The sequence below is a fragment of the Pseudomonas sp. P97.38 genome, assembly GCF_001269745.1.
Classification (GTDB): domain Bacteria; phylum Pseudomonadota; class Gammaproteobacteria; order Pseudomonadales; family Pseudomonadaceae; genus Aquipseudomonas; species Aquipseudomonas chlororaphis_E.
The window spans coordinates 448,761-464,718 of sequence record NZ_LHVJ01000015.1 but is presented as its reverse complement, the minus strand read 5'-3'; the positions used below and the strand labels follow the sequence as shown (position 1 = coordinate 464,718).

General features: G+C 63.8%; 15 protein-coding genes. 5 read left to right on the top strand and 10 right to left on the bottom strand.

The annotated features are described in order from the left end of the window. The 6 genes from AD664_RS12290 to AD664_RS12265 all read right to left on the bottom strand — a co-directional run bounded on the left by AD664_RS12290 (position 1) and on the right by AD664_RS12265 (position 6,911). Positions 1–876, bottom strand: a complete 876-nt coding sequence (locus AD664_RS12290) for an ABC transporter permease (protein ID WP_047735664.1) — start codon at positions 874–876, stop codon at positions 1–3. Continuing rightward, positions 873–1,829 carry an ABC transporter permease gene (locus AD664_RS12285; protein WP_042729087.1) on the bottom strand — a complete coding sequence of 319 codons (957 nt, stop codon included), beginning with the start codon at positions 1,827–1,829 and terminating at the stop codon, positions 873–875. Before AD664_RS12285 ends, AD664_RS12290 begins: the two co-directional genes overlap by 4 nt. Positions 1,830–1,874: 45 nt before the next feature. Beyond that, complete coding sequence (locus AD664_RS12280; protein ID WP_053146836.1) at positions 1,875–3,518, bottom strand: ABC transporter substrate-binding protein; 1,644 nt, start codon at positions 3,516–3,518, stop codon at positions 1,875–1,877. 85 nt (positions 3,519–3,603) lie between these two features. Beyond that, complete coding sequence (locus AD664_RS12275; RefSeq protein WP_053146834.1) at positions 3,604–4,878, bottom strand: FAD-binding oxidoreductase; 1,275 nt, start codon at positions 4,876–4,878, stop codon at positions 3,604–3,606. 35 nt (positions 4,879–4,913) lie between these two features. Then, complete coding sequence (locus AD664_RS12270; protein ID WP_042729090.1) at positions 4,914–5,582, bottom strand: haloacid dehalogenase type II; 669 nt, start codon at positions 5,580–5,582, stop codon at positions 4,914–4,916. 444 nt (positions 5,583–6,026) lie between these two features. After that, on the bottom strand, positions 6,027–6,911 hold the full coding sequence (locus AD664_RS12265; protein WP_053146833.1) for a LysR family transcriptional regulator: 885 nt from the start codon (positions 6,909–6,911) through the stop codon (positions 6,027–6,029). Positions 6,912–7,005: 94 nt separating this feature from the next. Between AD664_RS12265 and AD664_RS12260 the strand changes: the two genes are divergently transcribed. The 4 genes from AD664_RS12260 to AD664_RS12245 all read left to right on the top strand — a co-directional run bounded on the left by AD664_RS12260 (position 7,006) and on the right by AD664_RS12245 (position 11,409). After that, on the top strand, positions 7,006–8,142 hold the full coding sequence (locus AD664_RS12260; protein WP_053146831.1) for a DSD1 family PLP-dependent enzyme: 1,137 nt from the start codon (positions 7,006–7,008) through the stop codon (positions 8,140–8,142). Beyond that, positions 8,132–8,569, top strand: a complete 438-nt coding sequence (locus AD664_RS12255; RefSeq protein WP_053146829.1) for a RidA family protein — start codon at positions 8,132–8,134, stop codon at positions 8,567–8,569. Before AD664_RS12260 ends, AD664_RS12255 begins: the two co-directional genes overlap by 11 nt. Next, a complete protein-coding gene (locus AD664_RS12250) occupies positions 8,566–9,744 on the top strand; it encodes an FAD-binding oxidoreductase (RefSeq protein WP_053146827.1) in 1,179 nt (392 codons plus the stop codon). The genes AD664_RS12255 and AD664_RS12250 overlap by 4 nt, the downstream gene beginning before the upstream one ends. Before the next feature lie 216 nt (positions 9,745–9,960). Further along, the gene (locus tag AD664_RS12245; RefSeq protein ID WP_053146826.1) at positions 9,961–11,409 is read left to right on the top strand and encodes an aldehyde dehydrogenase family protein; all 1,449 of its coding nucleotides are present in this window, start codon (positions 9,961–9,963) and stop codon (positions 11,407–11,409) included. A 202-nt stretch (positions 11,410–11,611) separates the two neighbouring features. Here the strand turns inward: AD664_RS12245 and AD664_RS12235 are convergent, their stop codons facing one another. Beyond that, on the bottom strand, positions 11,612–12,355 hold the full coding sequence (locus AD664_RS12235; protein ID WP_042729097.1) for a CPBP family intramembrane glutamic endopeptidase: 744 nt from the start codon (positions 12,353–12,355) through the stop codon (positions 11,612–11,614). Between the two features lie 39 nt (positions 12,356–12,394). Continuing rightward, the gene (locus tag AD664_RS12230) at positions 12,395–13,321 is read right to left on the bottom strand and encodes a LysR family transcriptional regulator (protein ID WP_053146825.1); all 927 of its coding nucleotides are present in this window, start codon (positions 13,319–13,321) and stop codon (positions 12,395–12,397) included. Positions 13,322–13,462: 141 nt separating this feature from the next. Between AD664_RS12230 and AD664_RS12225 the strand changes: the two genes are divergently transcribed. Beyond that, entirely contained in the window at positions 13,463–13,867 is a 405-nt protein-coding gene (locus AD664_RS12225) for a RidA family protein (RefSeq protein WP_042729099.1), read from the top strand. Positions 13,868–13,981: 114 nt separating this feature from the next. On the opposite strand, the gene AD664_RS12220 is transcribed toward AD664_RS12225, so the two are convergent. After that, positions 13,982–14,461, bottom strand: coding sequence for a VOC family protein (locus tag AD664_RS12220; protein ID WP_042729100.1), 480 nt, complete (start codon positions 14,459–14,461; stop codon positions 13,982–13,984). Between the two features lie 70 nt (positions 14,462–14,531). Next, positions 14,532–15,833, bottom strand: coding sequence for an Nramp family divalent metal transporter (locus AD664_RS12215; RefSeq protein ID WP_053146824.1), 1,302 nt, complete (start codon positions 15,831–15,833; stop codon positions 14,532–14,534). Between the last annotated feature and the right edge of the window lie 125 nt (positions 15,834–15,958).

Below are 15,958 nucleotides of genomic sequence, written 5' to 3'. Positions count from 1 at the left end.
TCAATGGCCTCCCGAACGTCGATTGCGCCGTGACGACAGGCGATCGATAAACAGATTGACGCCAATGGTCAGGGTGCCGATGGCCAACGCCGGGATCACAATGGCCGGTGCGCCCTGGTTGAGGCCACCGATGTTCTCGCGCACCAGCGATCCCAGGTCGGCGTCCGGCGGTTGCACGCCGAGGCCGAGGAAGCTCATGCCGCTGAGCAGCAGGACGATGAAGCCAAAACGCAACCCCAGGTCAGCCAGCACCGGGTTGAGCATGTTCGGCAGAATTTCCACACAGGCGACGTACAGCCGCCGCTCGCCCCGGGTGCGCGCCACTTGCACGTACTCCAGCGCCTCGATATTCACCGCCATGCTGCGGGCGATGCGGAACGCGCCCGGCGTGTAGCTCAGCACCGCCGTGCACACCAGCAGCGTTACCGACGAACCGAAGGCCGAGACCATGATCAGCGCCAGCATCTTGCTCGGGATCGAAATGAAGGCGTCCATCAGCCGACTGATCAACTCATCCAGCCACTTGGGCGAGACCACTGACAGCAGCGCGCAACTGGTGCCCAGCCCGCTGGCCAGGACCGCCGCCACCAGCGCCAGCCCCACCGTGAGGCGCGCCCCTACGAGAATGCGGCTGAGCATGTCGCGACCCAGGTAATCGGTGCCCAGCGGGTAGGCCGCGCTGAAACTGTCGAAGATGTTGTCGGAGACCACCTCGCCCACCGGGTGCGGTGCCAGCCAGGGGCCAAAGATCGCCACCAGCAGCCAGGCCGCGCACATCACGGCGCCGATCAGCCCCAGCCAGGACGAACCGTGAGCGTCCTTGCCCAATGCCAGTGCGACCGCCGCCGTCGGGGATTTCACAATGGGATTGTTCATTGGTTTCTCAGCCTCGGATTGGAAAGGATCGCGCACAGATCGGCAATCAGCACCAACATCAGGTACGCCGTGCAGAACAGCATGGTGCAGGCCTGGACCAGCGCCATGTCACGGTTGGTCACCGCATCGACCATCAGGCTGGCGATGCCGGGGTAGTTGAAAATCGTCTCGACGATCACCACCCCGCCCAGCAGGTAGGAGAGGCTCAAGGCGATGGCGTTGGCGATCGGTCCAATCGCGTTGGGCAAGGCATGCCGCAACACCACCCGCACCGCACTCACGCCCTTGAGGCGGGCCATTTCCACGTAGGGGCTGTCCAGCTGATCGATCACCGCGGCCCGGGTCATGCGCGCCATCTGCGCAACGATCACGCAGCACAGCGTCATCACCGGCAAGGCGTAGGTGCGCATGAACTGCCACGGCGAGGTGATTTCACTGGCGTAGGACAGCGCCGAAAGCCAACCCAGGTTCACCGCGAAGATCAGCACCGCCAGGGTCGCGACCAGGAACTCCGGCACCGCCACCATCATCAGGGTAAAGAAGCTCATGAAACCGTCGACGCGGCCACCACGCCACATCGCCGAGCCAATGCCCAGGATCAATGCCACGGGCACCGAGACCAGCGCCGTGGTGGCCGCCAGCATCAGCGTGTTGGGCACCCTGCCGGCCATCAGCTCGGTGACCGGCACGGCATTGGAGACCGACACGCCGAGGTCGCCACTGAGCAGGCTCGTCAACCAGTGCAGGTAGCGCAGCACGCCCGGCTGATCGAGGCCCATCTTCACCCGCAGCGCCGCGACCTGCTCCGGCGTGGCGAACTGTCCGAGGGCCTGTTGTGCCGCGTCTCCCGGCAACACCGCGGTGATGGCGAACACCACCATCGAGACGATCAACAGCGTCACGATCGCGGCGCCTGCGCGCCGGCCGATCAGCCACAGTGTGCTGCTATTCATCACCCTGCCCTCCTGCCCGGTCACCCGGCCGATACCCGACGTTCATCAGGCGTCCAGCCAGACTTGCTCGGCGAACATGTAGCCCATGAAACCGCCCAGCGGGTTGGTGCCATAGCCCTTGACGCGCTGGTCGACGCCGTCGATGTTGCTGATGAACACCGGAATGCCGATGCCGCTGTGGTCGTGCACCAGGGTCTGCATGTCGGCGTACATCTTGCCGCGCTTGGCCTCGTCGGTTTCCCCCCGGGCCTGCACCAACAGTTGGTCGAACTGCGGGTTCTTCCAACCGGACTCGTTCCACGGCGCCGAGGACTGGAAGAACTGCGAGAACAGCATGTCGGCGTTGGGACGCGGGTTGATGTTGCCGAAACTCAGCGGGTGCTTGGCCCAGTGGTTGGACCAGTAGCCATCGCTCGGCAGGCGGTTGACGTTGAGCTTGAGCCCGGCTTCCTTGGCCGATTGCTGCAACAGCACGGCCACATCCACCGAACCGGTGGCGGCCGGCGAGCACATCAGCGGCATGCTGATGCTTTCCATGCCGGCCTTCTTGAGCAGGAACCTGGCCTTCTCCGGGTCGTAGACCCGCTGCGGCAGGTCGGCGTTGTAGAACCGCGCGCCGGGGGCGATGGGGTGGTCGTTGCCGACCCGGGCGAAGCCACGGAAGATCGCCGACTTGACCTGCTCGCGGTCCAGCAGCAGTTTCAGCGCCTCGGTGAACTCGGCGCTCTGGCCGGGCATCTGGTCCTGGCGAATGATCAGGTCGGTGTAGTTGCCCGACGGGGAATCCACCACACGGTGGCCGCTGCTGTCCTTGATCCGCGTGGTCGAGCGCGGGTTGACCTCGTTGATGATCTGCACGTCGCCCGACAGCAGCGCGTTGACCCGCGATGGTTCGTCGCCGATGCCGATGAATTCGATCTCGTCCAGGTACGGCAGGCCGGGTTTCCAGTAGCCGGTGTTGCGTGCACCGATCGAACGCACCCCAGGCTTGAACTCCTTGACCTTGTACGGCCCGGTCCCGATGCCCTGGTTGAAGTCGCTGGTGCCCTCCGGGACGATCAGCAGGTGAGAAACGGCGAGGATCGACGGCAGTTCGGCATTCGGGCCGCTCAGGCGGATCTGCACCTCGTGGGTGCCGGTGGCCTTGACCTCGGCGAACTGCTCCGCCAGCGACATGACCTTGGAACCGGTGATCGGGTCCTTGTGGCGCATCAGCGAATACACCACATCGGCAGCAGTCAGTCCCTTGCCGTTGTGGAACGTCACTTCCTTGCGCAGGGTGACGACCCAGAGCGTGGCGTCGGTGGTGTCGATGCGTTCGGCCAGCTCCAGTTGCGGCACCATGTGGCTGTCGAAACGGGTCAGGCCGTTGTAGAACATGTAGTGACGTACGTAGTCGGTGGACGACGAGCCTTTGGCCGGGTCCAGGGTATCGGCGGTCGAGCTGGAGATGCCCGCGACGCGGATACGCCCGCCGGGCTTGCCTTTGCCGGGGTTGGCCTGTTCATCGGCGAACAACTTGCCCGCGGCGCCGAACAGGCTGCCGGCCCCCGCTGCCGCGACACCCGCCAGTCCCAGCATCTGCAAGGCGTGGCGACGCGACATGCCGCGGTTGAGCCCTTCGAAAACACGCAGACTTTCTGTGCCGGTAATCAACTGGCTGTCGATGCTGTTCTTATTGTCAGTCATGTCAGTTCTACCTTTCCAAGTGATAAGGGCTCGGTTGCGCACGGTTGACGCAACGTGAATGGAACGCCAAGCAACTTCATGAAACTCAGTGCAGGTAGTCCTGCAGCCGGTAGTACGCCCCCACCAACGGCAGGAACCAAGGCTTGCCGAAGTGGCCGGGGATGGCCGGCCAATCGAGTTCACGCCAAGGATTGGCCTCGGCCTTGCCGGCCATGACCTCGGCCATGACCTGGCCCATGTGCACCGACATCTGCACGCCATGGCCGCTGTAGCCCATGGAGTGGAACACCCCGCCATGCTGCCCGGCCCGGGGCAGGCGATCGGACGTCATGTCCACCAGGCCGCCCCAGCAATAATCGATCCGGGTGTTCGCCAGTTGCGGGAACATCCGCACCATCGCCGCTTGCAGCACCTTGCCGCTCTTGGCATCGGACACGCTGTCGGACATGGCAAACCGCGCGCGGCCGCCAAACAGCAGGCGATTGTCCGGCGTCAACCGGAAGTAATTGCCGATCATCCGGCTGGTGACATAGGAGCGCCGGGCCGGCAGCAGGCTGTCGATCAATGCGTCCGGCAACACCTCGGTAGCCACCACGAAGCTGCCCACCGGGACAATGCGCCGCCGATACCAACCCAAGCCGCCCTGCTGGCTGGCGCCGGTCGCCAACAAGACCTGCGAGGCGTGCAACGTGCCCTTGCTGGTGTTGACCTGATAGCCGCCGGCGCTGGCCTTCCAGTCCTTGACCGTGACGCCCTGGAAGATCAGCGCGCCGTGACGCGCCGCCGCCTCGGCCAGGCCGATCCCGAAGCGCCCGACGTGCATCTGCACGCCGTTGCGCTGCAACAGGCCGCCGTGGAACTGGCTGGAGTTGACCTCCGCCCGGGTCTCTTGCGCGGACAGCAATTGGACCTGGGCATCGACCTCCTTGCGAATCAGCTCGCAGGTGCGCGCCAACCCTTCGTAGTGCATCGGCTTGGCGGCCAGTTTGAGCTTGCCGTTGCGCTTGAGGTCGCAGGCAATCCCCTCCTGCTCCACCAGCGAAACGACGCTTTGCACCGCGCTTTCGTAGGCCTGGTAGTAGGCACGCGCCTTATCGGCGCCAAGGCTGGCGGTGAGTGCGGCGTAGTCCTGGGCCACGCCGGTGCTGCAATGGCCGCCGTTGCGCCCCGAGGCTTCGCCGATCACCCTGCCGGCCTCCAGCACCGCCACGCTGGCGCCTTTCAAGGCCAAGGCGCGGGCCGCCGCCAGGCCGGTGAAGCCGCCACCGACGATGGCGACGTCGACCTGCCCCGGCAACCCGCCGAGCTGGGCACCGGTAAATACCGGTGCGGTATCGAGCCAATAGGACTCACTGCCCATGTCTAACCCCTTTGACCTTGAAGAGTGCGTGCGCCTCAGAGCCCGACCAGGCCGGGCAAGCCACCGATATCGGCGATCTGGTGGTAGCCGTAGATGGCGTTGCCCGGTTGTTCATGGCCACGGGCGACGAAGGCTTTGTTCCTGATCTTCATGTCGTGGGCGGGCATCAGGTCGTAGCGGAAACTGGACGAGACGTGCAGCACGTCCTCCGGCCCGCAACCTAAGTTGTCGAGCATGAATTCGAAGGCCGCCAGGCGCGGCTTGTAGGCCTGGGCCTGCTGGGCGGTGAAGACTTTATGGAAAGGCGCGCCGAGCTTGTCGACGTTGGACATGATCTGCTCGTCCATCGCGTTGGAGAAAATCACCAGAGGGATCTTGTCGGCGATCTTCGACAGGCCCGCCGGTACATCGGCGTGCGGGCCCCAGGTGGGAACGGCATCGTAATAGAGCTGGCCTTCGCCCCGGTACTCGACGCCCCAACGCTTGCAGACCCGCATCAGGGAGGTCTTGATGATTTCATCATAGGGCCGCCAGTCACCCATCACCTGGTCCAGGCGATAGGCGGCGAAGTCCGTGACGAACTGGTCCATCTGCCCGGCGCTGACACGGTCGGCAAACAGCTCGCGGGTCATGGTGCCCATCTGGAAATTGGTCAACGTGCCGTAGCAGTCGAAGGTGATGTACTTGGGTCGAAGAAAGCTCATGAGTGCGGGTCCTGATGATGGTTGAGGGCCTGACGTGGCAAACATTGCTGCGGGTCGTGAGGCGTCGCGGCATCGCTGCATCACGTTTTCATTACAACACCATGAGACCGTGGAAAAACGGTTAAAAATACTGGCCGCTTGGTACAAACCACCGTTTTGCGGGGCTCCCTCAGCAGACTTTGCGGGATGCTCCAGGCGTGGGCGCTGCACCCGTGTTTCTGAGGCTTTGCGGGCAGTTATGGTGCGCAAACCGGCGCTGCAAAGGGTGCTTTACGGCAGAATCTACGCCTGGAATAGGCAGTGCTGACGGCTGTGTGGAATGGACGATCGCTTTCGCGATCAAGCTCGCGCCCACAGGAGGTATCGGGTGTTGCTGCACTGGATGCACACCACCAAACCACTGTGGAAGCGAGCTTGCTCGCGAAGGCGGTAGGCCTGTAGAACTCAGGCCTTCAATTCAGCCTCGAAGAAGCTCACCAAGGCCTGTACCCGTGCGCTGCGCAGCTTGCGCGAGGGCACCAGCAGGTTGATCGGGGCGCTGTCGAATTGCCAATCGGCGAGCACCCGCACCAGGCGGCCTTCGGCGATGGCTTTGCTGACGTCCCATTGCGAACGCAGCACCAAGCCCAGCCCCTGCTCGGCCCAACGCCGGGCCACGCTGCCGTCGTTGCTCAATAGCGCAGGCTTGATGCGCAATGTCTTGCGCGTCTGCCCGTTGCGCAGATGCCACAGCGTGACGTCTTCATCGTTTTCCCGAATGCAGATGCAGCGGTGCTCGGCCAGTTGCTCAGGTAACGCAGGCGTACCGTACTGCTCCAGATAGGCCGGACTTGCGCAGAGCCATCGGTCATTCTGGGTCAGGGGCCGGGCCACCCACTGGCTGTCACTGAGGGCGCCGACGTGTATCACCGCGTCGCTGTCATGGCGATCAGGCCAGGGCGTTTCGCGCAAATCCAGGTGCAGGCACAGGTGCGGATGCAGCCGGGCGAAACGGGCCAGCAGCGGCGCGATGCGTTGTCGACCATAGCCGAACGGCGCCGCCAGCCTGAGGGTGCCGGCCATCTGATCGTCTTGTTGCTTGAACGACTCGGGCAGCGCCTCCAACTGCTCAAGCAACAACGCGCTCTGGCGCGAGAACCGCTCGCCGTCGGCGGTCAGGCTCAGGCGCCGGGCGTCGCGGTTGGCCAAGGTCAGGCCGAGCAGCGTTTCCAGCTTGCGCAAGCGCATGGACAACGCCGGCGGCGAGACATTGAGGGCCCTGGCGGCGGCACTCAACGAATCGGAACGCGCCAGCGTCACGGCCATGCGCAGGTCTTCGATGGCAATCATTCAATTCAACTTAATGATAGATGACGAAGCATTGAACCATAACTTCACGATGGCTGCGTAGAGTCGCCCTGTCTCCCCTCACCGAGCCCTGCCCATGCCCGTCTCCCTCGCCTCTCTCGACACCCCGGTCGCGCTCATCGATGTGCCGCGAATGCAGCGCAATATCCAGCGCATGCAGCAACGCATGGACGCATTGGGCGTCCATCTGCGCCCGCACATCAAGACCAGCAAATGCCTGCCCGTGATCCAGGCGCAGATCCAGGCCGGCGCCAGCGGGGTCACCGTCTCCACCTTGAAGGAAGCGCAACACTGTTTCGCCAACGGCATCCAGGACATCTTCTATGCGGTCGCCATGGCTCCTGGCAAATTGCCCCAGGCCCTGGCCCTCAGGCGCAAGGGCTGCCAGCTGAGCCTCCTGGTCGACAGCCTGGCCGCCGCCCAGGCCGTCGTCGATTTCGGCCGGCACCACAACGAACGTTTCGCCGTCTGGATCGAGATCGATTGCGACGGCCATCGATCCGGCCTGCGGATCGAGGACCCGTCGCTCGTCGACATCGCGAACACGCTCAGCGACGGCGGCATGCACCTGTGCGGCGTGATGACCCACGCCGGATCCAGCTACGAACTCGACACGCCCCAGGCGCTGCAAGCCTTGGCTGAACAGGAGCGGCACGCTTGTGTCAGCGCCGCCCAGCGCATCCGCGAAGCCGGCCTGGCCTGCCCGCAGGTCAGCATCGGCTCGACACCCACGGCCTTGTCGGCGCAGCACCTGGAAGGCGTCACCGAAGTTCGCGCCGGGGTGTATGTGTTCTTCGACCTGGTGATGCACAACGTCGGTGTTTGCTCCGCCGACGAGTTGGCCCTGAGCGTACTGACCACCGTGATCGGTCATCAGAAAGACAAAGGCTGGATCATCACCGATGCCGGCTGGATGGCCATGAGTCGCGACCGGGGGACGCAGCGCCAACGGCGCGACTTTGGCTACGGCCAGGTGTGCAGCGAGGCCGGCGACTGGATCGACGGCGCGCGGCTCACCGGCGCCAATCAGGAGCACGGCATCATCACCCTGGAACGGCCCGAAAACGTGGACATCACGACACGGTTTCCCATCGGCAGCCGCCTGCGCATCCTGCCCAACCACGCGTGCGCCACGGGCGCGCAGTTTCCTCAGTACAGCGCCTGGGAGGCCAGCGGCGAAATCCAGACCTGGAGTCGCCTGCATGGCTGGTGAAATCGCCTTGATTCATACTCCCCAGGCCGCCGCGCCGGGTGGGCATTACACCCAGGCCGTGGTGCACCGGGGCGTGCTCTATGTGTCCGGGCAACTGCCGGTACGCGCCGATGGCAGCCACAGCGTCGGCGAGCCGTTCGAGGCCCAGGCCTGCATTGCCCTGGATAACCTGATGGCGATTCTCGGCGCAGCCGGTTGCACACCCGGCGACCTGGTGAAGGTGACGGTCTATGTCGCCGGCATCGAACACTGGCCGGCCTTCGACCGCCTCTACGCCCGCTACCTGGGCGAGCACCGCCCTGCCCGGGCCGTGGTCCCGGTGCCGGCCCTGCATCACGGTTACCTCATCGAAATCGAAGCGCTGGCCGGTGTCCCCGCGGGCACCTGTTCACCCTCGCCCCATGGGCCTATCGAGCACACATCATGAAGCCACAAAAAAGCGATGTATTGATTATCGGCGGCGGCATCATGGGCGCGGCGTCGGCGTTTTTCCTGCGCCAGCGCGGGCGTTCGGTGACGTTGCTCGAACGCGACCTGATCGGCCAGTACGCCAGTGGGGTGAACTTCGGCAACGTGCGGCGCCAAGGGCGATTCCTTGGCCAACTGGAGCTGTCCAACCGCTCCTACGGGTTATGGAAACGGCTACCCGAACTGATCGGCGACGACCTGGAATTCATTCCCAGCGGCCACATGCGCGTGTGTTATCGCGAAGACGAGATCGCCGAGCTGCAGGCCTACGCCGACGCCCCCGAGGCCCGGGCGCTGGATTTGCAGATCATCACCGGCAAAGCCTTGCACGAGCGCTTTCCCTTCCTCGGCCCCGAGGTCAAGGGCGGCTCGTACGCCCCCCACGACGGTCACGCCAATCCGCGCCTGGCGGCACCGGCCTTTGCCCGCGCGGCAACCCGGGCCGGGGCCCACGTCCGCGAACGCACGGAATTGGCCGACGTGCAAAAGGTCAACGGCGAATTCCACGTAACCACCACCGACGGCCAGCAGTTCATCGGCGAGCAGCTGCTGATCACGGCGGGCGCCTGGGGGGCAAGGCTGTCCGAACAGTTCGACGAAGCCGTGCCCCTGGAGCCCAACGGGCCGCAGATGTCGGTCACTGAACCGGTGCCCTATGCGTTACCGACGGTGATCGGGGTGTTCACCAAGATCAAGGAAGAAGTGATCTACTTCCGGCAGATCCCCCGGGGCAACCTCATCATCGGCGGTGGCAACCGCTGCAAGCCGGACATGATCAACCGTCGCGCCTACTTCCAGCCGGAAAGCCTGCTCAACCAGATGCACCAGATGAGTCGCCTGCTGCCAGGGATCGGCCACCTCAACATCATCCGCGTGTGGAGCGGCATCGAGAGCTATACCCCGGACTCGCTGCCGATCATGGGCCCCAGCGGCAAGGTGCCGGGGCTGTTCTACGCCTTCGGGTTCTGCGGACATGGTTTCCAGCTCGGCCCAGGCGTCGGCGATGTCATGGCCGAGTTGATCAGCACCGGCAGCACCAGCACCTTGATCAGCCCGTTCGACATCCGCCGCTTCACCGAGCCGTTGGCCTTCGCCACGCCGCTCTCGATCGCGAGCACCGGCAAGCTTGTCTGAACCGCCCAAGCCATCGGCTGACGACCCGAGGTTTTTTGCGCCATGAAACCTGCGCCGCTACGTTTTGCCCCGTCTGCCCGGCAGATACAGCAGATTATCCTTTGCCAGGCTCAACAACGGCACAAGCCATCGCAACGGCTTTGATAGTTTATTGACGAGAAACGGCATCGCGATCTGCTGCCGGCCATCGCATCACGCCCCATGGGAGCCCGTTGGATGACCACCCGATCTTCGAATAGCCCGCTGACGCATGGGCAGTTTTACATCAATGGCGACTGGTCGTTTGCGGCCCACCCGGCCACGCTGCCGGTGGTCAATCCGGCCACCGAAGCGGTGATCGCCGAAGTCGCCCGCGGCTCCAGCGAGGACGTTGACCGGGCAGTGGCCGCCGCCCGTGGGGCCTTTGCGGGGTGGGCCGCGACCCCGGTGGCCACGCGCGCATCGATCCTGGGCAGACTCCATGAGCTGATCCTCGAACACAAGGAGGCATTGGCCCAGACGCTCTCGCTGGAAATGGGCGCCGCCATCGGTTTCGCCCGGGCCATGCAGGTGCCGCTGGCGGCCGAACATGTCCGGGTGGCCCGTGACCTGCTGGCCACCTATGCGTTTCGCAAGGTCGAGAACGGCACCGCCATCGACCGCGAGCCCATCGGCGTCTGCGGCCTCATCACGCCGTGGAACTGGCCGCTGTACCAGATCACCGCCAAGGTCGCCCCGGCGATTGCCGCCGGCTGCACGGTGGTCCTCAAACCCAGCGAGCTGTCGCCGTTGAGCGCCCTGCTCTTCGCCCAACTGGTGCATGACGCAGGCCTCCCTCCAGGCGTCTTCAACCTGGTGAACGGCAGTGGTGCCGACGTCGGCGCGGCCATGGCGGCGCATCCGGACATCGACATGATCTCCATCACCGGCTCGAACCGCGCCGGCGCGCTGGTGGCCCAGGCCGCCGCGCCCACGGTCAAGCGCGTCACCCAGGAACTGGGCGGCAAATCACCGAACCTGCTGATGCCGGACGCGGACTTGGCCAAGGCCGTGCCGCCAGGCGTGATGTCGGCATTTCGCAACGTCGGCCAGTCCTGCAGCGCACCGACCCGGATGATCGTGCCGCGCAGTCGCCTGGCGGAAGTCGAAGCCCTCGCGGCCGCGACCGCCAACGCGATCATCGTTGGCGATCCGCAATCGGAAGCCACCGTCCTCGGCCCCATCGCCAACGAAGCGCAGTTCAACCGCGTGCAAGGCATGATCGCCCTCGGCCTGGAGGAAGGCGCAAAATTGCTGTGCGGCGGGCCAGGCCGCGTGCCCGGCTTTGACAAAGGTTTCTATGCCCGGCCGACGGTATTCTCCCAGGTGGACAGCGCCATGCGCATCGCCCAGGAAGAGATCTTCGGCCCGGTGCTGTGCATCATCCCCTACGACACGCTGGACGAAGCCGTCGCCATCGCCAACGACACCGTCTACGGCCTCGGGGCCCATGTCCAGGGCCAGGACCTCGACCAGGTGCGCAGCGTGGCGTCGCGCATTCGCGCAGGCCAGGTGCTGTTGAACTACCCGGCGTGGAATCCGATGGCGCCGTTCGGTGGCTACAAGCGCTCGGGCAATGGCCGCGAGTATGGCGTCCATGGGTTCGAGGAGTATCTGGAGACCAAGGCGATTGTCGGCTTCGGTTGATCGCCTACGGCTCTGACCGCCCTGGGCCCTCACGGTCGCCTGCGTACGGTTTCATGTGCACGAACGCCGGCAACCAGGCCTCGCGCCGCCGGGTCCAGCACTCGTAGGTCGGCATCAACTGATCAGGGGCATCCAGGGCGCCCAGGTTCAACTCGATTCAAGGTATCGATACGCCTTCGACCCCTCTTGCATCTGGTTTGCTTCAGCCGTTGCCCACCATCGGTACCGCCATCAGCAAGATCGCGGTACCGTGCGTCGCGGTCGATGCCACGACCCCGTGGCGCATGCGCACCCACCCACAAGCCAACCCCTCCACCAACGTGAAAAGAAGAATTGGCCAGCCAAGCGACGTCACGCTCAAGGCGAGGAACCCATGGCACGCCGCAAACGCCACACCACTGATCAGCGCCGCTCGCAGGGCGCTGACATGCTGTTCGAGATGGCCCTGAAGGAAACCGCGAAACAGCACTTCTTCGAGCATATTGGCGCCATAGGCCAGCACCACCATGCCCGGCAACCATGCCCAATAGCCTGGCAGCATTGCCGCATCAGTCGCTTGACAAAGCCGCAGCGGCAAGCCGATCAAGCCTCCCACGCCGACGCCCAGGGCAACGCCCGTCAATCGACGCCCCTTGGACAACACCACCAGTTGCCACAGATCGGGCAACAAGCGAGCACTCAGTGCGATCAGCCCCAGCGACGACAGCCCCAGTGTGGCCAGCACGAACGGGTTGGCGAGAAAGCTGATCTGCAAGTCCCCCTTGAGCGACCACAGGCGCAGCGGTGTCATCACGTCGCGCATCAGCACGAACGCCATCAGCAGAATCAAAATACGCGTTCCCGTCAGGGCCTTGGGCGTCAAGCCGAACCACAGCCCGAAGAGCACCAGGCCGGGTATCAGGTACAACGCGTAGTCCAGCAGTATCACGATTGCCTGGGCGATCATCCGTCTTCCTTGCTTGGAAATGCATGCAGCGGTCAGTAGTCACGGATCATGACGATTGATAACGGGCGCATGCAACGCCATCAACTCCGCGACCCATTCGATGAACACCCGCAACTTGGCGCTGAGGTGGCGGTTCGGCGGATAGGCCAGGTAGAGCGGCATGGGGTCTATGCGCCAGTCTTCGAAAAGCGGCACGAGCTGGCCTTGCACTTCGTATGGCCTGGACATGTACCGGGGCAGCCACAGCACCCCCAGCCCCGCGAGGCCCGCCGCCAGGTAGGCGTTGCCATCGTCGACGGCCAACGCGTAGCGGCCCTTGACCTGCAAGCGCTCGCCCCGGCGATGCATCGCATACGGCATGGGTTTGCGCGTGCGCGCCCAGAGGAAACCAACGACACGGTGCTGGGAATCTTCCAGCGCCTGCGGATGATCCGGCGCGCCGTGACGCGCCAGGTAACCCGGCGCGGCGAAAATGCCCAGGGCCAAATCGCCGATGCGCCGGGCAACCAGTGACTGATCCACCAGCTCGCCGCCACGCACCACGCAATCGACGTTTTCATCGAGCATGTCGACAATCCGGTCGCTGACACCCAGGTCGATCTGGATGTCCGGGTACCGCGCATAGAACGCAGGCAAGGCCGGCACCAGGATCATGGCAGCGAGCGGACTCGGCACGTCCACCCGCAGCCGTCCACGGGGCAAGGTCTGCGCACCGGCGAGGCTGGTCTCGGCATCGTCCATGTCCGCCAGCAGCCGGATCACCCGTTCGTAATAGGCCGCGCCGTCAGCGGTGACGTTGACCTTGCGCGTGGTGCGATTGAGCAACCTGACCCGCAAGCGCGCCTCCAGTTGCTGGACCAGTTGCGTCACGGTGGTCTTGCTCATGTGCAGGGTCTCGGCAGCCTTGGTGAAGCTGCCCGCCTCCACCACCCGCACGAACGCCTGCATCGCATCGAAACGATCCATATCTGCCTCGGCACTTGTCGGATTGTTTGGGTTTTACAAACAGTGATCGCCAAGGTTGCTCGTTTATCGCCTGGGCACAAGTCCCTAGAGTGACTTCATCGTTGATTTCGGGTCGCTCACGGCCCATTGATGGAGGTCTGCATGACACAGCGTGACGTTGTTTTCCCCGCCGGACGCCAGGCGCTTTACGAGCGCAATCGCTATTCGCCGGCCATTCGTTCCAACGGGTTTCTGTTCGTGTCCGGGCAGGTCGGCAGCACCGAGGAGGGTTCGCCGGTGCCCGAACTGCAAGCCCAGGTGCGGCAGGCGTTCAACAACCTGAAAGCGATTCTCGCGGCCGCCGATTGCACCTTCGACGACGTGGTGGACGTCACCGTTTTCATCGTCGACCCCGAAGCGAAATTCGAGGCCATCTGGGAGGTTGTGCCCGAATTCTGGGGCAACGCTCCGCATCCGACCCTGACGGCGGTCGGTGTGACCTGGTTGTATGGGTTTGAGTTTGAAATCAAGGTGATTGCCAAGTTGCCGGAGGGTGGCAAGGGGTAAGTCTTCGGCCGACGCCTTGGCGAGCAAGCTCGCTTCCACAAATGGCTCTGCGGCGCCCCACCGCGCACCTTTGTGGGAGCGAGCTTGCTCGCGAAGGCGGTGGATCAGCCGTGATCAACCCCTGACGGCCGCCTCGATCGCCGCGATGTCGATCTTGGTCATGGTCATCATGGCGTCGAAGGCGCGCTTGGCGATCGCCTGGTCCGGGTGAGTGACGGCCTCGCTCAGGACCCGAGGGGTGATCTGCCAGGAGATGCCCCACTTGTCCGTACACCAGCCACAGGCATTTTCCTGCCCGCCGTTGCTCACAATCGCGTGCCACAAGCGGTCGGTTTCGGCCTGGTCATCAGTGGCCACTTGAAAGGAAAACGCAATGCCGTGCTTGACCGACGGCCCTCCGTTCAACCCCAGGCACGGGATGCCCATCACCGTGAACTCCACCGTCAACTCATCGCCCTGCTTGCCCGAAGGGAAATCGCCCGGCGCACGGTGCACGGCCAGCACCTTGCTGTCCGGGAAGGTCTGCGCATAGAACTGGGCCGCTTGCAGCGCAGCGCCGTCGTACCAGAGACAGATCGTGTTCTTGTTGTTCATCCGCGTTCTCCGAGAGAGGGACTGGACGGTGAAGTCTAGCAGTCCCCTATCGAGCCGGGCCTATCGCCCATCAGGTGAACAGATCGACCCCCAGCTGGAACGCCACCCACAGCGCCAGCCCCGTGGCAAACAACAGTGCGATGTTCTCGAACAGGTTGTTGCGGTATTGCTTGCTCAGCAACGATTTCTGGTTGGACATGATCAACAGGCCCAGGGAAATGACCGGCAGGCCGACGATGTTCAGCGCGCTGACACCGATGGTCAGGGTGACAAAGTCCGGCATGCCGGGCATCGACCAGATCAACGGTGTGACGAGGATGAAGAGCATGAACCACTTGTGCATCGGGTCACGGTGGAACTCCTTGCCGTAGCGCTCCCGACGCTTGGGCAAGACGTGCTGGAAGGCATCGGTAATGAGCATCGGGAACGCCGTGGTCTTGCCGGAAATACTGGCGAACAGCGTGGCGAATACACCGACGAAGAACACGTACCAGCCGATGGGGCCGAAGAAGATTTCCAACGCCTTGCCCAGGTCACCCAGGGTTTTGACTTCAATGCCGTTGGGCCGCAGGATCTCGGCGCCGACGATCCAGATCGCCAGGTTGATGACGATCCCCACGAACACCGCGAACAGCAGGTCGTTGCGCTGGATGCGCTTGTGCTCGGGCCCGGTCCAGCCCTTCTGGCGCATGACGTATGGATGCACGAAGTTGGCAATCGAGCCGGCCACCGCGCCAATCACCGAGACTGCCACCAGCAGCGCACCGTGGACACCTTCGTCCGCAGGAATGCTGAAGCCGATGGTGCCTTTGACGATTCCCACCACATCCGGTCCGGACATCACGGCCAGGGCGATGAACGCCAGGGTCATGATCGCCAGCAGCGCCTTCATCACCCCTTCGATCATCGAATAGATGTTGCGCCCCACCAGCAGCCACACCGCGAGCACCACCGCCATCGAACACAGCAACGGGTAGTCCACCCGCAGCAGCATCGCCAAGGACTCGCCGGCGCCCTTGATCATGTAGGCGTTCATCAAGTGGCCCATGAGCAGCGCATAGACCAGCAGGAACCAGGCGAAGAACGGGTTGAGCTGGGCGTACCCCTGCAAGATGGTCATGCCCTGGTTATTGCAGAGCTGGAAGCGCGCGATGATGTTGACGATCAGGTATCTGAGCAGCAGCGACACCGCCAGCACCCACATCATCGCGTAGCCGTAGTTCGCACCGGCCACCGAAGAGGTGATCAGGTCGCCGGCGCCGAGCCAGGAAAGGACCGCGATGATGCCCGGGCCCAGAAGCTTGAGTATTCGTACAAAGCGGCCTTGGGCGGGCGCGGCGGCCTTGCCTTCGACGGACGGAATGCTCGACATGGATGGAATCTCCGTTATTTTTTTTGTGAGAAACGGGCCACAGTCGAACACATTAGATACGACATCGTACAACCATTCTTGAGCCTCAAGTATGTAGAAATGTTTCATTGATCCGCGGTCGGAAA